Annotated in this window: 13 protein-coding genes and 1 pseudogene; 10 read left to right on the top strand and 4 right to left on the bottom strand. The window is 61.6% G+C overall.

The window, feature by feature from the left end; genetic code table 11:
• Positions 1 to 29: 29 nt before the first annotated feature.
• Together KQ659_RS06755 and KQ659_RS06760 are read right to left on the bottom strand one after the other, a co-directional pair.
• Positions 30 to 1,775, bottom strand: coding sequence for a glycosyl hydrolase 53 family protein (locus KQ659_RS06755; protein WP_216689526.1), 1,746 nt, complete (start codon positions 1,773 to 1,775; stop codon positions 30 to 32).
• 90 nt (positions 1,776 to 1,865) lie between these two features.
• Positions 1,866 to 4,454, bottom strand: coding sequence for a cellulase family glycosylhydrolase (locus KQ659_RS06760; protein WP_216689525.1), 2,589 nt, complete (start codon positions 4,452 to 4,454; stop codon positions 1,866 to 1,868).
• Between the two features lie 297 nt (positions 4,455 to 4,751).
• Between KQ659_RS06760 and galK the strand changes: the two genes are divergently transcribed.
• From galK to KQ659_RS06785, 5 genes are all read left to right on the top strand, one after another.
• A complete protein-coding gene (gene galK / locus KQ659_RS06765) occupies positions 4,752 to 5,918 on the top strand; it encodes a galactokinase (protein ID WP_216689524.1) in 1,167 nt (388 codons plus the stop codon).
• A gap of 289 nt (positions 5,919 to 6,207) precedes the next feature.
• Positions 6,208 to 7,257, top strand: coding sequence for a UDP-glucose--hexose-1-phosphate uridylyltransferase (locus KQ659_RS06770; RefSeq protein ID WP_216689523.1), 1,050 nt, complete (start codon positions 6,208 to 6,210; stop codon positions 7,255 to 7,257).
• A 209-nt stretch (positions 7,258 to 7,466) separates the two neighbouring features.
• Positions 7,467 to 8,492 (top strand): LacI family DNA-binding transcriptional regulator, encoded by a 1,026-nt coding sequence (locus KQ659_RS06775; protein ID WP_216689522.1) that lies wholly within the window; start codon positions 7,467 to 7,469, stop codon positions 8,490 to 8,492.
• Positions 8,493 to 8,509: 17 nt separating this feature from the next.
• A complete protein-coding gene (locus KQ659_RS06780) occupies positions 8,510 to 9,238 on the top strand; it encodes a 3'-5' exonuclease (RefSeq protein ID WP_216689521.1) in 729 nt (242 codons plus the stop codon).
• Between the two features lie 151 nt (positions 9,239 to 9,389).
• Complete coding sequence (locus KQ659_RS06785) at positions 9,390 to 11,303, top strand: DUF294 nucleotidyltransferase-like domain-containing protein (protein ID WP_216689520.1); 1,914 nt, start codon at positions 9,390 to 9,392, stop codon at positions 11,301 to 11,303.
• A gap of 165 nt (positions 11,304 to 11,468) precedes the next feature.
• On the opposite strand, the gene KQ659_RS06790 is transcribed toward KQ659_RS06785, so the two are convergent.
• Positions 11,469 to 11,906 carry a DUF4174 domain-containing protein gene (locus KQ659_RS06790; protein WP_216689518.1) on the bottom strand — a complete coding sequence of 146 codons (438 nt, stop codon included), beginning with the start codon at positions 11,904 to 11,906 and terminating at the stop codon, positions 11,469 to 11,471.
• 99 nt (positions 11,907 to 12,005) lie between these two features.
• On the opposite strand from KQ659_RS06790, the gene KQ659_RS06795 reads away from it, so the two are divergent.
• From KQ659_RS06795 to KQ659_RS06805, 3 genes are all read left to right on the top strand, one after another.
• Entirely contained in the window at positions 12,006 to 13,616 is a 1,611-nt protein-coding gene (locus KQ659_RS06795) for an alpha-L-rhamnosidase-related protein (RefSeq protein ID WP_226915624.1), read from the top strand.
• A gap of 30 nt (positions 13,617 to 13,646) precedes the next feature.
• On the top strand, positions 13,647 to 14,753 hold the full coding sequence (locus KQ659_RS06800; RefSeq protein ID WP_226915623.1) for a carbohydrate-binding protein: 1,107 nt from the start codon (positions 13,647 to 13,649) through the stop codon (positions 14,751 to 14,753).
• Between the two features lie 244 nt (positions 14,754 to 14,997).
• A complete protein-coding gene (locus KQ659_RS06805; RefSeq protein ID WP_216689516.1) occupies positions 14,998 to 15,606 on the top strand; it encodes an HlyD family efflux transporter periplasmic adaptor subunit in 609 nt (202 codons plus the stop codon).
• Position 15,607: 1 nt separating this feature from the next.
• On the opposite strand, the gene bglX is transcribed toward KQ659_RS06805, so the two are convergent.
• Positions 15,608 to 17,914 carry a beta-glucosidase BglX gene (gene bglX, locus KQ659_RS06810; protein WP_216689514.1) on the bottom strand — a complete coding sequence of 769 codons (2,307 nt, stop codon included), beginning with the start codon at positions 17,912 to 17,914 and terminating at the stop codon, positions 15,608 to 15,610.
• 193 nt (positions 17,915 to 18,107) lie between these two features.
• Between bglX and KQ659_RS06815 the strand changes: the two are divergent.
• Both KQ659_RS06815 and KQ659_RS06820 read left to right on the top strand, forming a co-directional pair.
• Positions 18,108 to 18,320: pseudogene (locus tag KQ659_RS06815) on the top strand (transposase); the annotation flags it as partial.
• A 152-nt stretch (positions 18,321 to 18,472) separates the two neighbouring features.
• Positions 18,473 to 18,952, top strand: coding sequence for a transposase (locus KQ659_RS06820; RefSeq protein ID WP_262905545.1), 480 nt, complete (start codon positions 18,473 to 18,475; stop codon positions 18,950 to 18,952).
• Positions 18,953 to 18,971: the final 19 nt, after the last annotated feature.

Genomic DNA, 18,971 nt, shown 5'->3' on the forward strand with positions numbered 1-18,971 from the left:
TGATGGAAAGCGGTGGGCGTGACAGGCGGCTACAGCTGCACGTATTGTCGCATCGTAACCTGGTCGCCATGCATTATTTTCAGGAGGTAAGTGCCGGGCGCAATTCCGGTTTCGTGGGTCGAAAGCTGATGCGCGCCCCGCGTGAGGTGCTGGGCCGGCGTGAGGGTGCGCACCAGCTGCCCCGTGAGGGTGTAGAGCGTGAGCTGCACGGTCTCGTCGCGGTCGAGCACCAGGGCTACGGTGCGGGCCCCTGGGGCCGGGTTCGGAAATACTTGGGCCGTGAAGCCTGCCCCGGAAGCACCAGGCAAAGAAGAGGTTACGGATGAAGATACGAATTCTACGTCATCAATGCCAGCCGTTTCGCCGGCGTGGGCATCGGAGCGCAGCCCGATTTCGCACTGCCCGTTGCTCACCACAATGCCGCTCACCAGCACCTGCGTCCAGGTGCTGGTGGTGGGCAGGGTGGTAGCCAGCTCGGTGCCGCCGAAGCCGTTGGCGTAGAGCTGGCACTGGGCCTGGCCGCCGCTGCTCTGGGCCCAGGCGCGCAGGGTGTAGGTGCCGTTGGGTACGTTGGCGAGCAGCTGGTAGGTGCGCACCTGGTAGGCGGTGGCTTTTTGGTGGGCCAGCTGGTAGGTGCTGGCGTAGCCGTAGTTCTGCGTCAGGTCGGCGTCGGCATCGGCGGTAGTGGCGGTGCTCCAGCCCAGCGGCGTTTGGGTGGCAGCGGTGTACTCCAAGCCCGGGTTGTAGACCAGGCCGGGGCTAGGCGGGTTGTTCAGAAAGGCATTGATGGCCCCGGTGGGCTGGCCGTTGCTGTTCCAGATGCTTAGGCCGTAGCTCATCCAGTTATACGCCTGGGGCTCCCAGTAGAGCACGCCCAAGCTCTTGTTGTTGGGCACGGCGCGGGTTTTGGCCATCAGGTCGAGCAGCATTTGCTGTGCGGGAATGGGCACGTTGGCGGGCATGCCGGTTTCTACCACCATCACTTCCTTGCCGGGGTAGCGGCTTACCATGTCATTCATATTGGTGAGGCACTGCGCCGTGAGCGTGGGCCAGTTGGCGGCCGTGGGGTAGAGCGACATGCCAATGACATCGTACCGGGCATTGTTATTCCGCAGCCCATCGAACAGGTAGCGAAACAGGCTGTTATTGAAGCCGTTGGAAATATGCACGATAACCTTGCTGGTGGGGTTCACGGCCTTCACGGCCGCGTAGCCCCGGTCGACGAGGCTGGCGAAGTTGGCCATGTTGGTCGAGGCGCGGCCTTCGGGCCAGAGCATCCCGTCGTTGGTTTCGTTGCCCACCTGCACCCATTCGGGCACGATGTTGTTAGTCTTCAGCGAGTCGAGAATGCTGTAGGTGTGGTTATACACGTCGGTTTGCAGCTGGGCCAGGGTGTGGCCCACCCAGGCGGCGGGCTTGGTCTGCTGGCCGGGGTCGGCCCAGGAGTCGCTGTAGTGAAAGTCAATGAGGAGCCTGAAACCCAGGTTGTGCGCTCGGATGGCCTTGGCGATGACGTCGTTTTTGCCGTTCCAGCCGCCGGCCGGGTTCACCCACACCCGCAGCCGGATGGTGTTCATGTTGTGGTCGTGCAGCAGCTGAAACAGGTCCTGCTGCGTGCCGGCCTCGTTGTAGAAGCGGTAGTTGGCGGCCTCCATCTGGCTCACCCAGCTCACATCGGCCCCTTTGGCAAAAGCAGCGGGGGTTTGGCCGGCCGCGTGGCGCGGCAGCTCGGTAAGGGCCCCCATTATCAGCAACAAAAGTAGGCTTCTCATCATAGCGGTGGGGATGGTTGGCGAGCTAATTAGCTAACGTAGAGGGTTTTATGTAATCATTGAGAAAAGTATTCGTTCAGTCTGACAGAACCGCTATTGCAGCGAAATCGACTCTATATCCACATTCGCCGGGCTGCCGGTAACGTTGGCCGCATCCCAGGTCAAATGCAGCACTTCGGCCTCCGCAATTTTCAGGCTGCCCGCGCCGGGAGCTTGGTAGTGCAGCGGCAGAAAGCCGGGGTAGGGCCGGGGCATCAGCAGCAGCGCCGCCGGCCGGAAGGCACTGAGCGGCAGCCGGATTTCCCGCACCTCCGTGCTCAGCGCCAGCGGCGCGGCGTAGGCCACGGCATCTTTCGTGGTCAGGGTGAGGCTTACGCTGGTATTGGGCTGGCTGCTGCGGGCCCGCACGACGACAGTCGTAAAATCCGCTAAATCGGTGGTGCGGCCAGCCAGCTTATCGCCGAAAAATGCCCGCAGACTAGCGGCCGGGCCGGTAGTAACGGGCTGGTTAGGCCGGGGCGGGCCTTGCACAAGGCGCAGGGCGAGGGTGCCGTTGGGCAGCGTCACGTAGTCGGTCCAACTCATCGGAGCCAGCCCATGGGCCTCAATGCGCTCTTGGTCGCGGCTGGCCTGGAAGAGCGGCAGCGGCGCGCCAGCCGCCACAATGGGTACTTCGTAGTGCTCATTATGGGCAAAGTCCCAGTCGCGCGGCTGGCCATTAAAGCCGCCGGGAAACGTAAGCGCCTGCGCACCTTTTTTCACCACCAGCCAGTAGCGGAGCTGGCCGGGATAGAGCAGCTCGGCGGGCACGGTGGCCTCTAAATTGGCGTAGCTCCGGGTGGTCATGGGTAGGGTGCGCGTGGGGCCATAGTAGTGCTGCGCCACCAGAAACACGCTGTCGGTGGGCACGAGGCCGCTGATGGTAGCGCTGATGCGCAGGGGCTGGCCCGCCGTGGCCTGGGCCGGCGCGGTGTGCCGCACCTGCGGACCCAGCTCGGTAGGTTTCGGGGCCACAAACTCGCCCAGCTTGATGTGATTGAAGGCTGTTTGGGCCGTGAAGGCGGCCGTGGATTTGCCGGACGCGGCCAGCAGGTACACACCGGGGCGCACGGTGGCGCAGCCCTCGGCGGCTTGGGTCTGGATGGCGTTGCCCTCGTTCAGGCCTTTTATAGTGAAGCTGCGGCCGAGGTCACTCAGCGACACTTGCAGCGGCTGGTCGTTCCACGAAATCTGCGTTACTGGCTTGCTCAGTGAGGCTTTCTCGAATGGGTCGCGGATGGCCACGGCATCGGGCATTACCTCCAGCCGCCACACGCCGGGGGCCAGCTTATCCAGAAAATACGCGCCGGTGCCGCCGTAGCGCACCACCGGCGACGAGCCCACGCCCGCCAGGTGCTGCAACCGGGCCGGCTGCCGGAGCGCGGTGCCGGTGTTGGCAGTGTAGTAGAATTCTTCGGGCGAGTTCAGCTCGCTCAACCCCAGCCGGTAGCTGACGTGAAAGTTGCCAAAAACCGAGTCTTGCGGGTAGCGCCCGAACGATTGCCCGCGCCCCACGCTCCGAAACGCCTTGCCCGCGATGAGCAGGCTCAGCGCCTTGGCCGGCGTGTAGGCCAGGTTCAGGTAATGGGTTTGGTACTCGGTGTTGGCGTAAGCAATGGCCATGGGGTCGTAGGCAAACTGCGTGGCCCACTGAAAACCGGCCTCGCGGAAGCTGCGGGCCATTGCCGGGTACATCACCGGCTGAATAATATCAGCCGACTCGAACTCGTACACCATCTTCGTCTTGCTCCGAAAGCGCGCGTCTGTGCGGTACGGAATGGGGTACTGGTCCACGTAGGGCAGGAAGTTGCCGTGCAGCGTGTGGTTGCTCACCAGGCCCTGCGGGTACCATTGGTAAGTCAGGCCATCAACTTTGGCGTTGAGGATGGCCTGGTACACATCGGGGTTTTCCGAGATGTTGTAGAACACCGGCTTGCGGCAGCCCGTGGCCCGAATGGCAGCGGCCATGCGGTCGGCAAAAATGGTTACCTGGGCTTCGGGCTTATGGTAGCGCGGCTCGTTGCACACCTCAAAGGCCAGAATATCCGGGTCTTCGCGGTTGAGGTTTTTGGTATAGGGGTTGCGGTGGTTGAGAAACTGCTTGAGGTACCGCTCCTGAGCCGCGATGGCGCGCGGATTGGTGTAGGCTTCGCCCTTGGAATAGATGCTGGAAAAGCCAGTGCCCGAGTCCTTTTCGGGGTAGCCATTATTCCAGTAGGCAATGGGTGTAAGGATGAGTTTGATGCCGCGCTGCTTCAGCTCATTCACCAAGAAATCGAATAAGTGCAGGTGCTCATTTTCTAGCAGATTTCCGGTCGTATCGGTAATTTCCACATCCCAGACGTGCACCCGAAATGCATCGACACCCAGCCGGGCCAGGTGGTACACATCCTGCCGGATGGCCTGCTCCACGTTCACGCCCAGCTTCTGGTGGGCCCGGTAGGAGTAGGCGAAGGGCGCGGTGTAGTTCACCCCGAACAGGGCTACTTCCTGCCGGGTTTTCTGCCAGCGCAGCACGCCCTTGCTGTCCACAAAAACATCGCCCGAAGGCAATTTAGCCGCCTTTTGAGCCGTGGCTGCCGGAGCGCTAAGCACCTGAAGAAAGCCGCCGAGCAGCAGCAAAAACGAAAGGCGGAGAGGCATACGCAAAGGGAAATGTCGAAAAACAGACAAGCGAAAAACGTCGGAGAAACGAAGCTGCGCCAACTGGGCAGCCGGCCCGATGTTGAACCGAAGGTTATAAAAACGGTTCGCCGTAACAGCCAGTACACTGCGCAGGAAGGACCGGATACTTTACACAAACGATTGTGCAAATGTACGCGCCAAGCTGTACTTTTCGGCTCGCAAAGGCGTCTGGCTGTCCACTTGGTCCGCCGTTGCGTAATTCCATAGCCTCGTTTGCATTCGGTTTTTGTCTGGTCTTTTTCCCACCGATTTTCCATGCCTACTCCACTCATTCAGGCCGTTCAGGCCGATTTTCAACAACGCTTTGGCTACGCGCCGCTGCTGGTGCGCGCCCCCGGCCGCGTCAACCTCATCGGCGAGCATACCGACTACAACGCCGGCTTCGTGCTGCCCGCCGCCGTGGACAAGGAAATGAGCTTCGCCGTGGGCTTGAATGGGACCGAGAAAATCCGCCTAGTGGCCTATGATTTGGGCGAGGATTTTGAGCTGGCCAAAGCCGTCGAAATCAGCTCCAGCGCTACGCATTGGGCCAATTACCTGCTGGGCGTGGCGGCCCAGTTCCAGCTGCGCGGCCACGCCGTGCCGGGCTTCGACTGCGTGTTTGCCGGCACCGTACCCATGGGTGCGGGCATGTCGTCGTCGGCCGCCGTGGAGTGCGGGCTGGCCTTCGCGCTCAATCATTTCCTGGGTACCAACCTCGATAAAATGGAGCTGGCCCGCATTGCGCAGCTGGCCGAGCATACCTACGCCGGTGTGCAGTGCGGCATCATGGACCAGTTTGCCAGCCTGTTTGGGCGGCCCGGCCATGTCGTGCGCCTCGACTGCCGCTCGCTTGACTACGAACATTTCCCCTTCGATACCACGGCCTGCCGCATCGTGCTCTGCAACTCGGGCGTGAAGCACAGCCTGGCCAGCACCGCCTACAATACCCGCCGCCAGGAGTGCGAGCGCGGCGTGGCGGTGCTTCAGCAGCATTACCCCCACATCGCAGCCTTGCGCGATGCCACGCTGGCCCAGCTCGATGCCCACCGCGACGAGCTGGGCCCCACGGTGTTCCGCCGCTGCGCCTACGTGGTGCGGGAAAACACTCGCGTAGTAGAAGCCTGCCGCCACCTCGAAGCCGGCGACCTGGCCGCCTTTGGCCAGGAGATGTACGCCAGCCACGCCGGCCTGCGCGACGACTACGAGGTAAGCTGCGAGGAGCTTGACGTGCTGGTAGAGGCAGCCCGGAAAGCGCCCGGCGTGTTCGGCTCGCGCATGATGGGCGGCGGTTTTGGCGGCTGCACCATCAACCTGGTTGCGCCCGATAAGGTGGCGGCGTTTATTGCCAGCGTGAGCGCGGCGTACCGGGAAAAATTCGGGATGACGTTGGAAACCTGCCAGACTACGATTGTGGGTGGAGTAGGGGCGGTGGCGGTGTAGTGACGCAACATTTTGCGTCTCGTCGTTGAACGACCCGCGTTGAACGGCCGGAGCCGTGCCGTTCGCACAAACAACTAAATAACATCAGCAACGACGAGACGCAAAATATTGCGTCTCTACACCGTTCTAAAAATACTTGTTAAGAAGCTGTTTAGAAAGTCCCCGAACGGTCATGCAGCGCGCAGCATCTTGCTCGCATCGTCAGGCCCGTTCAACGATGCGAGTAAGATGCTTCGCTGCGCGCTGCATGACCGTTTGAGTACCTTTTGTGACTTTCTAAACAACTCCTATGTCTTCTTTCGACTCCACCGAGCACCCGCACCGTCGCTTTAATGCCCTTTCGGGCGAATGGGTGCTGGTGTCGCCGCACCGTTCCAAGCGCCCCTGGCAGGGCCAGCAGGAAGAAACTGCGCCGGACCAGCGCCCCGCCTACGACCCCACCTGCTACCTCTGCCCCGGCAACGTGCGCGTGGGCGGCGAGGTGAACCCGCAGTACACCGATACCTTCGTGTTCAATAATGATTTCGGCGCGCTGACCCCCGACGTACCTACCGGCGGCATCACCAAAGGCGGCTTGCTGCGGGCAGAGGCGGAGTCGGGCATCTGCCGCGTCATCTGTTTCTCGCCGCGCCACGATTTGACGCTGCCGCAGATGGAAGCGCCCGCCATTCGCAAGGTGGTGGACCTTTGGGTGGAGGAATTCACGACGCTCGGGGCGCGGCCGGATATCAACTACGTGCAGATTTTCGAGAACAAGGGGGCGATGATGGGCTGCTCGAATCCGCACCCGCACGGCCAGATTTGGGCGCAGCGCACCGTGCCCGGCGAGCCCGCCAAGGAAACGGTGCAGCAGCTGGCCCATTTCCAGCAGCACGGTCGCACGCTGCTGAGCGACTACCTGAAAATCGAGCTGGAGCAAAAGGAGCGAGTCGTTATCGAAAACGAGCATTTTGTGGTGTTGGTGCCGTTCTGGGCCGTGTGGCCGTTCGAAACCATCGTCATTGCCCGCCGCCCGGTGCAGGACGTGACCCAGCTCACGCCCGAGGAGCGCGACGCGCTGGCCGACATGCTGCGCCGTCTCACCATTCGCTACGACAACCTGTTCAGCATCTCCTTCCCATATTCGGCCGGTCTGCACCAGCGCCCCACCGACGGCCAGGAGCACCCCGAATGGCACCTGCACATGCACTTTTTCCCGCCGCTGCTGCGCTCGGCCACGGTGCGCAAATTCATGGTGGGCTACGAGCTGCTGGGCGACCCGCAGCGCGACATCACGCCCGAGTTCAGCGCCGGGCGGCTGCGCGAGCAGTCGGAAGTACACTATAAGGCCGCTCAATAGGCTTATTGCCGCCGGGCGCCGTCCCCCGGTCTGACCGCCCTAGGCGGTCAGACCGGGCGGCGTCGTGAGGTCGTTCCCGGTCAGCCCGGCCCAGGCGCGTAGCCCGCCCGAAATCAGAAACAATAATTGCCGTTAACGTTCCGCGCTTCATCGGTGTTATGGTACCAGTGGGTTACATTTAGCCCCGCACTCACTAATTTATTTCCGCTTTGGCTCAAAAACGCGCCTCTATCTCGGACATTGCCAAGGAGCTAAACTTGGCCGTTTCTACTGTTTCGCGGGCGCTCAGCGGCCATTCGCGCATTAGTGAAGCCACCCGCAAGCGCGTGTGGAAACTGGCCGAACAACTCAACTACCAGCCCAACCACCTGGCGGCGGCCCTGCGCAAGGGGCGCAGCAACACGCTGGGCGTTATCGTGCCGCACATCGATGGGTACTTTTTTTCGCAGGTGATGAAGGGGGCGGAGGCCGTGGCCAACCGCGCCGGCTTCAACGTGCTGCTGTGCCAGTCGAACGAGGACTACGGCCAGGAGCAGAAGAACGTAGATACGATGATTAACGCGCAGGTCGATGGCATCATGGTGTCGGTGGCCCGTACCACGCACGACTACAAGCACTTCGACAAGATTAAGAAGCGCGATATTCCGCTGGTGTTCTTCGACCGCATTCTGGATAGCCCGGAGGTGAACGCCGTGGAGCTCGACGATTTCCAGGGCGGCTACCAGTCGACCAAGCACTTGCTGGAGCAGGGCTGCCGGCGCATTGCGCACTTCGGCGGGCCGCAGCACCTCAATATCTACATCAACCGTTTTGGCGGCTACCGGCAGGCCTTGCTGGAGTACGGCATTCCGGTGGAGGAAGAGTTGGTGCTGTTCAGCGAGATGTGGGAGGCCGATGGCCGCACCGGCATGGAGCAGCTGCTGGCCCTGCCCAAGCCGCCTGAGGCCGTATTCTCGGCCAGCGACTTTTCCATGGTAGGGGCCATGCGCGTGCTCAAGGAGCGCAAGCTGCGCATCCCCGAGGACATTGCGCTGTCGGGTTTCAGCAACGAGAGCTTCACCCTGCTCACCGAGCCCAACCTGACTTCGGTGGACCAGTGCTGCGAAGAAATGGGCCTGGCCGCTATGCGCCTGCTGCTCGAAATGGTGCAGGAGCACGAGCAGGCCCCCCGCAAAATCGTGATTCAGCCCCGGCTGATGAAGCGGGAATCGTCGCTCTGGCACCAGCGGCCCTAACGTCGCGCCCGGTTCCCGTGAGCAACTACCTGCTGTTCGTCGATACCGAAACATCGGGCATTCCGCGCGACTGGACGCAGCCGTACGCCAGCCGCCACAATTGGCCGCACATTGTGCAGTTGGCTTGGGTAGTATGCACCCCCGATGGCCAGGAAGTGAAGGCCGAAAACCACTACATCCGCCCCAGCGACTACGACATGAGCCCGGAGTCGGGCAAAATCCATGGCCTCACGGCGGCGTTTTTGCAGGCCAACGGCCGCTCGCGCCACGCCGTGATGCAGCGCCTGCACCGCGACCTGCTGCATTATAAGCCCCGCGTGGTGGCCCATTTCATGCAGCTCGATTTCCATATGCTGGGCGTGGGCTTTCACCGGGCCGGGCTGAAAAACCCGTTGCTGGAGCTGCCCCAGTTTTGCACCATGCGGGCCACGGGGCCGCTGCTGCGCCACAGCACCCAGGGCTTTTTGCGGCTGGGCGAGCTGCACCAGCGCCTGTTTCAGGAGCCGCTGCTACGCGAGCATGATGCCCTGGTGGATGCCCGCGCCACGGCCCGCTGCTACTTCCAGATGCAGGCCCAGGGCGTGATTACCGACGAAATAATTGCCCAGCAAGTCCCCATCGGGCTGCCCACGCAGCCGGCCCGGCTGGCGCGCCGGCTGCGGCGCCGGTTGCGTATTGGCGTGGCGCCGTGGCTGCTGCTGGCCGGCGTGGCGCTGGTGCTGCTGGCGGTGTTTTTGTTGATGTGAATGAAGATGGAAGACCGTCATGCAGAGCGCAGCGAAGCATCTCGCTTGTGATAGTGACTCAATCGAATGAATTAGTAATGCACGCGAGATGCTTCGCTGCGCTCTGCATGACGGTCTACTTTTACCCATTAAACCTTCGATACTCTGCCCCATGAGCGAAAAACTCGATTTCCTGCGCACCGTGAAGCCCTTCGACCGCCTGCCCGAAGATGTGCTGGCCGAAGTAGCCGAGGGCCTGGAAGAAGTGCGCCATCCCCGCGAGGGCGTCATCTACTACCAGGACGAAACGAAACTGCGGGGCCTCGACATCATCGTGGAGGGCGAGTACGAGACGTTTTTCTACGACAGCCAGCAGAACCGGCGCGTGGTGGAATTCACCCGGCGCGGCGAGTGCTATGGAGGCATCTCGCTGCTGCTCAACAAGAAGAAGTCGCTGCGCACGGTGGTGGCCAAGCGCCACACCCGCGTGTACTTCCTGCACCGGCGCGAGTTTCTGGCGCTGTGCCAGGGCTACGAGAGCTTCTTTCACTTCTTCACCACGCGCTACGGGCAGCGCATGCTGAACGAGGAGTACGCCCACTTTGTGCGGCCCGCCACGAGCAGCGGCTCCAGCTACCTGGCTTCGGACCAACTGTTTTCGCGCCGTATCGAGACGCTGGAGCTGCGGCCCCTCGACGTGTGCGCGGCCTACACGCCCATCCACGAAGTGGCCCGGCGCATGGCCGCCGCCCGCACCAGCTGCTACTTCATCACCAATGCCGACGTGGACGGCCACATCATTGGCTACGTCACGGATATTACGCTTCGCGACAAGGTAGTGGCCGCCTGCGCCGATGCTAGTCTGCCCGTCGAAACTATTGTGGACGCGCCGGTGGTCAGCATCAGCTCGCGGGCGTTTGTGTATGAGGCTATTTTGCTGATGTTCAGGACTAAGACGCGCTATTTGCTGGTCGAAACCGATGGCGAGTACGTGGGTTTTCTGAGCCGCAACAAGCTGCTGACCGACGACCAGGCGCAGTCGCCATTCATCTTCATTCAGTCGGTGAAGCAGGCGCAGGCCGTGCCCGAGCTGAAGCGCCGCTGGGAGCAGGTGCCGGAAATGGTGTACCAGCTCCTGAACCGGGGCGTGAAGCCCGAAATCGTGAACCAGGTCATCACCACCGTGTCGGATGCCATTGCCCTGAAGTTGATTGAGGGGGCTATTGCCGAGCTTGGCCCACCGCCGGCCAAGTTCGTGTACATGGTGCTGGGTAGCGAGGGCCGCAAGGAACAAACCCTGCTCACGGACCAGGACAACGCTATTATCTACGAAGACAAGGCCAACGAGCAGCGCGAGCTGGTGCGCGACTACTTCCTGAAATTCGCCGAGATGGTGAGCGACCAGCTCAACGAAATCGGTTTCAGCTACTGCGAGGGCGGCTTCATGGCCAAAAACCCGAAGTGGACGCACTCGCTCTCGCACTGGAAGCGCAACTACGTGGCGTGGATGACCGAATCGAACCCCGAAACCGGCATGCAATTCGCCGCTTCCTTCGACTGCCGCTACCTCTACGGCGACCCCGCCATCATGGACGAGCTGCACGATTTCCTGGCCGTGGAGCTGCAAAAGCCGGTGGAGCGCTTCTTCCACCACATGGCCGTGAACGCGCTGCAATACGAGCCGCCCCTCACGTTTTTCAATAATATCCGCACCTTCGCCCACGGCGCGCATCAGGTGTTCAACCTCAAGAAAACCATGTCGCCCATCGTCGATTTGGTGCGGATGTATGCCCTCAAGCACCGCATTTTCGCCACCAACACCGGCGAGCGGCTGGAGGCCCTCAAGGTGCTGGGCATCTTCACCGAGCGTGAGGCCCACGAGCTGCTGCAATCGTACTACTACCTCATGGGCGTGCGCCTGAAAAAGCAGGCCGCCCAGATTATCAACGACAACGTGACGCCCGATAATTACCTCGACCCCAAGACCCTAACCAAGGTAGAGCAGGTGACGCTGAAGGAGATTTTCAAGGTCATTGCCGATTTTCAATTGAAGATTAAGGTGGGGTTCACGAAGTCGCTGAGCTGAAAAGTAGCCGCGTAGCGGCGACAGGTTTGTAGAGAATCACGATTCAAGTGATTCAAAAGCCGCGTAGCGGTGACAGATTTGCGGGCGTTTCTGTCACCGCTACGCGGCTTAGTGGGTAAACGGTTATCGGAACTACAAACCTATCGCCGCTACGCGGCTGTTGCTTTACTTTTGCCGCATTTCCTCGCGGCGCATGGGCATTTTATCCACGGTGCCGAACAGGATGGCGGTCTGGATGGGATGGCTGCTTCGCTCCTTCACGCCGCCGTCTTTGCCGATGAGCACGGCCGCAAATGCTGGGGGCGAAACCCCGGTTTTCTTCGTGAGAAATTGCTGGTCGGTGGTGGAAAGCTGGTTGTAGAATACTTCCAGTACGACGAAATCGCGTGCCGCCATTCCGGCTTTTTCGGCAGCGAGCAGGGCTTTCTGAGCTTTAAAATCGGCTTGTTCGGCTGTAGGGGCGGCCAGCAGGAGCACGCGTTTCTTCCAGCGGTATTCGCGCAGGGTTTGTTCCAGCGGCATGGGTTTGGAGGTTTGGGCGGTGAGTAGGAGCAGACCCAGCAGCAGGAGCGGGGCCGGAAGCAAAAAACACAGTCGTTTCATAGGGAGTTGATTAAAAGCAGCGCGCTCATGATAACGGCTGGACGTGTTATAAGTGCCGTGATTTGTGCGTTCCCGCTACTTTCGCTGCCTTTCGCCTTGATGAAATCAACTTCTCTCGCTACTGGTTTCCTGCTCACCCTCGGCTTTTTCACGGCCTGCCAGACCATGGAGCCTACCACCACCACTACCCCCGCCGTGCAAACGCCCATCTGGCAATCCGATGCCTACCGCCTGTACCGCGATAAAGTGGTGCAGGGCCCGCACGAGGCCCGCGCCCTCTCCGCCACTGAGCTGGTATCCAACTACGTGAGCCCGGCCAACGACCGGCAGAGTCCGCGCATCGAGTTCAAGTTCAGCATCAACGGCAAGGATAATGAAATGACTCCCGGCCTCAACCATTTGTTGGTGGCCGTGCCCCGGCCCGGCGGCGGGCCCATCGAAACGCCGCCCATCGTGTTCGGGCAGCGCTACGTGGATGCCGTGCCGGCCACCGCCGATACTTATCTGGCCCCCAATACCCCGATTAAAATCCGGCTGGATTTGCGGCCGGTGCTGGCGGATTTTAAGAAGCAGGGTTTCTACACCATGTTCAAGGGCGACAAGCTATATCAGCAGGATTTCAAGCACGTTTACGTTGCCGGGGGCACTGCGCCGCTGAGCTGGGATTTCGACAACCTGACCAACAAGCCGGAGCTGGAAATGAAGGACCCGGACGGCGACGGCATCTACGAAGCCACGCTGACCCTGAACCAGCCCGCTGCCACCAAAACCACTGCCGCCAGCTGGAAAAAGGTCATTAACACCGCCGATTTCCCGCAATATTCTTCCGACCATCCCCTCGCCGATGCCCTCTACAACCTGGCCCTGGAGGAAGCCCGCCGCGCCGTGGAGCCGGATAGCACCTTCCGTACCGGCAAGGAGTGGGCCGGCGTGTGGACCCGCGATGTGAGCTACAGCATTATTCTGGCGCAGGCTTCTTTGCAGCCGAAAGTGGCCATGAAAAGCCTGATGCGCAAGGTGAGCCCCACCGGCCGCATCATTCAGGACACCGGCACGGGCGGGGCCTACCCGTGCTCCACCGACCGCATTATCTGGGCCACGGCGGCGTGGGAAGTCTACCAGGCCACCGGCAATGAGGCCTGGCTGCGCAAGGTATATCCTATCATCCGGCAGAGCATTGCCGATGATGTGCAGAACGCCTACGACCCCGCCACCGGCCTGGTGCGCGGCGAGTCGTCGTTTCTCGACTGGCGCGAGCAGACCTACCCGCGCTGGATGCAGCCCGTGGACATTTACCAGAGTGAAAACCTGGGCACCAACGTCGTGCACTACCAGGCCAACGTGGTGCTGGCCCAGATGGCCGCCCGGCTTGGCCAGCCCGGCGTGGCCGCCCAGCACAAGCGCCAGGCCGCCAATATTAAAGACGCCATCAACCAGCACCTTTGGCAGGCCGACAAGGGCTATTACGGCCAGTTTTTGTATGGCCGTACTGCGCTGGTGCTCTCGCCCAAAGCCGAGGCGCTGGGTGAGGCCCTGTGCGTGCTGTTCGGCATTGTCGAGGGCGAGCGGGCGCAGCAGGTAGTGAGCAAAACTCCCACCGTGCCCTTCGGTATCCCGTGCATCTACCCCCAGATTCCGGGCATCCCACCGTACCATAACGATGCCGTGTGGCCCTTCGTGCAGAGCTTCTGGGCGCTGGCCGCCGCGTAGGCCGGCAACGAGGCGTCGCTTACTGAGAGCATGGCTGCTATCTACCGGCCGGCAGCGCTGTTTCTTACGAATAAGGAGAATTTCGTGGCTCGCACCGGCGACTATGCCGGCACCCAAATCAACTCCAGCAACATGCTTTGGAGCCTGTTGGGCAGCTTGGGGCTGGTGTATAAGGTACTGTTTGGACTGCGGTACGAGGGTGAGCGGCTGGTGTTTCGGCCCTTCGTGCCGCAGGCGTTTCAGGGGGCGCGCCGGCTCACTGGTTTCAAGTACCGCAAGGCCGTGCTCGACGTGGAGATGATGGGCTTCGGCAACGCCATCAAAAGCATCACCTTGGATGGCCAGCCGCTGGTTGATGCCGCCGTGCCGGCCAGCCTGAGCGGGCGGCACGCAGTGAAAATCGTGCTCAGCAGCGAAGTGCCCGTCGTTCAGCCTGTGAACCGCGTGGTCGATGCCGTGGCCCCCGAAACGCCCACCGTGACTTACCGCGACGGCAAGCTGCACTGGGAGCCAATAGACGGAGCCAACTTCTACTTAATCTTGCGAAATGGGAAGGTGGTTGGTGATAGCGATACCGCCGACGATGCAGTACTTGACTATTTTTCTGTCCCGGACCTTGCGGGCTACCACGAGTATCAGGTTATTGCGAGGACTCGTGCAGGTTTACAGTCATTTGCCAGCGAGCCGCTGGCCGTCGGCCCCGGCCTATTCACCCACGAGAATCAGCTCGAAACCTTGGCTCCCAAAGCCACCCAGCCCTACAAAGGCTACGCCGGCAAGGGCTTTATCGAAATATCGACGACCAAAAACCCGGCCCTCACCATTCCCGTCACGGTGCCCGAAACTGGCCTTTACGCGCTCGATTTCCGCTACGCCAACGGCAACGGCCCCATCAATACCAACAACCAGTGCGCCATCCGCACGCTGCGGCGCGGCCCTGCGCTGCTGGGCACCGTGGTGCTGCCCCAGCGCGGCGTGCAGGAGTGGAGCAGCTGGGGCTTCTCAAACCCCATTCTCGTGCGCCTCGAAAAAGGCACTCACCCCCTCACCCTGGCCTACGAGCCCGCCAACCAAAACATGAACGGCGAGGTGAACCAGGCCATGCTGGACTATCTGCGCGTGCGCCGGGTGGAGTAGTTTAGTGCTTTGCTCTTTTGGGGTTGTACTCCAAAAGTCGCCTTGTTGCGGAGTTATACGCCGCCCGTGGGTGGGCAGCGACTGGGGACTACAAGTCCCCGGCAGTTGGAGCTTTCGGAGTGCAACTCCGAAAGAGCACCCGAGAGCACCAAGGCGCAATTGGACGGGGCAGCTACCGGACAGCTTTTACCGTATGCTGGTAAGCTTCGCCCACGTTCCGGCTGCTGAGCCCTTCCCGAATCTCATGAAAAAACCACTCCTTGTTGCCTTGGTCCTGTTGTTGATTGTTGTGGCCGTGGCGGGCCGCCGCTGGTGGTGGAAATCCACGGCTGAGGTCGCGACCCTGGCCGCCGGCCCCGCGCCCGCCGCTGTTGTGCCCGATTCGACGGTCGTCATCCTAACGGGCCGCGTGGGGGCTGGCGGCACCGAGCCGGTACTGTCGCGCAAGCGCGGCCGTATCCGTAACGTGTATTTTAGTCCCGGCGAGTACATGCACCGCGGGGCCGTGATGGCCAAGCTGGCCGACTACAACTTCGTAGTAGCTCCGCACGACGGCTTTCTGGGCGAGCGGCAGGTGACCGTGGGCCAGTACGTGACGCCTACAACTGTGGTCAGCACCATCTCGAAGAAGGGCTTCCTGCTGGTGCCGGTGGGCCTGCTGGCCAAAAGGACGACCCACGTGCAGCCCGGCGACTCGGTGCGGGTATGGGCCACGGCCCGGCCCACCCGCGTGGTAACCGGTGTGGCCGCACCTGCCACCGACACCACCGGCGGCATCACCCTCGAAATCCGGCTGCCCTCGCGCTCCCCGCTGCGCCTGGGCGAGGTGGCTAGCGTGCTGCTAAAGCGCTGAGCTACTTTGCTGTTAGCTTAAACGGCACCATCTGCACATCGCGCGAGTTGCCGCCCACCATCACCTGGAAGTCGCCGGGCTCGGTCATGAATTTCAGGTCGTTGTTGTAGAATTTGAGGGCATCGGGTGTGAGGCGGAAGGTGAGGGTTTTGCTCTCGCCCTTCTTCAGCATCAACTTCTGGAAGCCTTTCAGCTCCGAAACCGGGCGGGAGATGGAGCCCACCAGGTCGCGGATGTAAAGCTGGGCCACTTCTTCGCCGTCCATCTGGCCGGTGTTCTGCACGGTCACGCTCACGGTCAGGGTTTCGGCGGGGCCGATGGTGGGGTTGCTGAGCGTGGGCTTGCCGTAGGTGAACGTGGTGTAGCTCAGGCCGAAGCCGAAGGGGTAGAGCGGCTCGTTGGGCACGTCGAGGTAGCGCGACTTGTACTTGTCGAGCTTCACGCCGGTGTAGGGCCGGCCGGTGTTTTTGTGGTTGTAGTAAATGGGTTCCTGGCCCACGGCCACGGGGAAGGTGGCCGTGATTTTGCCGCTCGGGTTGTAGTCGCCAAACAGCACGTCGGCGATGGCATGGCCTGCCTGCGTACCCGCAAACCACGTTTCGAGGATGGCGTCGGCGTTCTGGTTTTCCCAGGGCAGGGCCAGCGGCCGGCCGTTCATGAGCACCAGTACCAGCGGCTTGCCAGTGGCTTTCAGGGCCTTGAGCAGGGCCAGCTGCTGGCCGGGCAGGCCGATGTCGGCGCGGGCGGCGGCCTCGCCGGTCATGCCCTGGCTTTCGCCCACTACGGCCACCACCACGTCGGCGGCCTGGGCCACCTGCACGGCTTCTTTTATCATGTCCTCGGCGCTGCGTTTGTCCAGCTCCAGCTCGCCGCCGTGGGCTTGCAGGCGGTCCAGCATCTGCTGGTCGTCGGCAATGTTGGCCCCCTTGGCATAGGTGATTTTGAGTGCGGGCGCGGCGGCGCGCAGGCCCTGCTCTACCGACACAGCCTGGTGCCAGTCGCCGGCTCCGCTCCAACTGCCAATTACATCGCGCTGCCGGTTGGCCAGCGGGCCGATGAGGGCAATGCTGCCGGTTTTCTTCAGCGGCAGGGCGCTGCGCTCGTTCTTCAAAAGCACCATGCTGCGGCGGGCAATGTCGCGGGCGGCGGCAATGAACTCAGGTTTCATCAGCGTGCTGGTGGCGCGCTCGGTGCTCACGTTGCGGAAGGGGTCTTGGAACAGGCCGAGCTTGTACTTGGCCTCCAGAATGCGGCGGCAGGCGGCGTCGAGCTGGGCCTTATTTACCGCGCCCGACTGCAGGTTTTTGGCTGTGTAGTTCAGAAATGACTCGCCCACCATGTCCTGGTCGATGCCCGCGTTCAGGGCCAGGGCAGCCACTTGCTCGGGGGTGCCCATGCCGTGTTCCACCAGCTCGGGAATGGCGGTGTAGTCCGTGGCCACGAAGCCCTGAAAGCCCCACTGCGTGCGCAGCAGGTTGGTCATTAGCCACTTGTTGGCGGTGGCGGGCGTGCCGTTCACGTCGTTGAAGGACGACATCACCGAGCCCACGCCGGCCGCTACGGCGGCTTTGTAGGGCGGCAGGTACTCGTTGTACATGCGCTGCTTGCTCATGTCTGTGGTGTTGTATTCGCGGCCTGCCTCGGCGGCGCCATACAGGGCGAAGTGCTTGAGGCAGGCCATCACGGTATTATCCTTCGTCATATCGTTGCCGGGGCCCTGATAGCCGCGCACCATGGCCTCGGCAATGCGCGAGCCGAGGTAGGGGTCTTCGCCGGCACCTTCCGAAATGCGGCCCCAGCGGGCGTCGCGGGCAATGTCTACCATCGGCGAGAACACCCAGTTCAAGCCATCGGCCGTCGATTCCTCGGCCGCGATGCGGGCGCTCTGCTCAATGGCTTTCAGGTCCCAGCTGGCCGACAAGCCCAGCGCAATCGGAAAAATGGTGCGGTGCCCGTGAATAACATCGTACCCAAACATGAGCGGAATGTGCAGCCGTGATTCCTTGATGGCCATTTCCTGTAGCTTGCGCACGGCAATGGGCGTGTAGGTATTAAACACGCCGCCCACCAGTCCCTTTCGGATGTTGGCATCAACGTCCTTGCTCACCACCGGCCCGGTCACGTCGAACCCCACGGAAACCAGGTTTAGCTGGCCGATTTTTTCCTCCGTCGTCATCTTCGCCATCAGCCCATCGATGTACTGCTTCATCTTCTGGGCGGAAGGGGTGGCGGGTGGCGTAGGCTTTTTCTGGGCCTGGGCGGCGGGAGCCAGGGCGAGGGCGAGGAGGAGCAGGGGAATTCGTTTCATGTGGGAGGGGGAGGTTGATTTCTGAGCTAAATTGTCATGCAGAGCGCAGCGAAGCATCTTTACCGCTTCGTTGCAACAGCATTAATTACTATCGAGGAAGCTGTTTAGAAAGTCAAAGGACTCCCAAAAAAGCGCGAAATTTGAGGTGTAACACTCCTTTTTTCGCATTTTAATGGAAGTCCTGTCCAAAGATATGATTCGCCAATGGATTCTGCCCGCGCTCCCTTTCTCGGCCCACGGCCGCCCCTCGGTCGTGGAGCCGGTTGAGTTGGTAGAAGTCATTCTCTACAAGCTCAAAAGCGGCTGTCAGTGGCGCTTATTGCCGGTCAAACAGTTTTTTACGGGCGCATCCCTGACCTGGCAGGGCGTGTACGCCCACTTTAATGCCTGGCGCAAGGACGGGTCCTGGCAAGGGTTCTGGCTCAGGATGTTGCGCGAAAACGGGGCCCATCTCTACTGTTCCAGCGTCCAGCTCGACGGCAGCCACACGCCCGCCAAAAACGGGGGGGGGGAGCCGTCGGCTACCAGGGCCGCAAAAAAGCCCGCACCACCACGGCCCTGTTCCTCTCCGACAACCGGGGCCAGTCCCTGGCCTGCGCCAGCCCGCAGGCGGGCAATCACCATGACACCCACCTGCTCAATAACCTGTTCGGCGAAATCTACGCCTCGCTCGAAGCGGCCAATATTCCCGTCGCCGGGCTGTTTCTGAACGCCGACAAAGCCTTTGACACCAAGGACTTTTGCCGGGAATGCGCCCGGCGCGACATCGAGGCCAACATCCCCCGCAACCGCTGCGCCGCCGCCTGGCAGACCGCCGACGACACTCCCTTCAACCCCGAGCTCTATCGCCACCGCGTCGTGGTCGAACACGCCAACGCCTGGCTCGACGGCTTCAAAATCTTGCTCGTGCGCTACGAAACCAGCGTCGGCAACTTGCTGGCCTGGCACTGGCTCGCCTTCGTTGTCATCATTTTTGCGAAAAATCAACCGAAAACCGACTTTTTAAACAGCTTCGTTGTTCCGGTCCGACCGCCCTAGAGCGTGAGGACAATTACCT

Source organism: Hymenobacter siberiensis, assembly GCF_018967865.2.
Lineage (GTDB): Bacteria > Bacteroidota > Bacteroidia > Cytophagales > Hymenobacteraceae > Hymenobacter > Hymenobacter siberiensis.

Coding starts and splice junctions, on each gene's coding strand:
- KQ659_RS06755 (WP_216689526.1), bottom strand. CDS start 1,775: ATGATGAGAAGCCTACTTTTGTTGCTGATAATGGGGGCCCTTACCGAG.
- KQ659_RS06760 (WP_216689525.1), bottom strand. CDS start 4,454: ATGCCTCTCCGCCTTTCGTTTTTGCTGCTGCTCGGCGGCTTTCTTCAG.
- galK (WP_216689524.1), top strand. CDS start 4,752: ATGCCTACTCCACTCATTCAGGCCGTTCAGGCCGATTTTCAACAACGC.
- KQ659_RS06770 (WP_216689523.1), top strand. CDS start 6,208: ATGTCTTCTTTCGACTCCACCGAGCACCCGCACCGTCGCTTTAATGCC.
- KQ659_RS06785 (WP_216689520.1), top strand. CDS start 9,390: ATGAGCGAAAAACTCGATTTCCTGCGCACCGTGAAGCCCTTCGACCGC.
- KQ659_RS06790 (WP_216689518.1), bottom strand. CDS start 11,906: ATGAAACGACTGTGTTTTTTGCTTCCGGCCCCGCTCCTGCTGCTGGGT.
- KQ659_RS06795 (WP_226915624.1), top strand. CDS start 12,006: ATGAAATCAACTTCTCTCGCTACTGGTTTCCTGCTCACCCTCGGCTTT.
- KQ659_RS06800 (WP_226915623.1), top strand. CDS start 13,647: ATGGCTGCTATCTACCGGCCGGCAGCGCTGTTTCTTACGAATAAGGAG.
- KQ659_RS06805 (WP_216689516.1), top strand. CDS start 14,998: ATGAAAAAACCACTCCTTGTTGCCTTGGTCCTGTTGTTGATTGTTGTG.
- bglX (WP_216689514.1), bottom strand. CDS start 17,914: ATGAAACGAATTCCCCTGCTCCTCCTCGCCCTCGCCCTGGCTCCCGCC.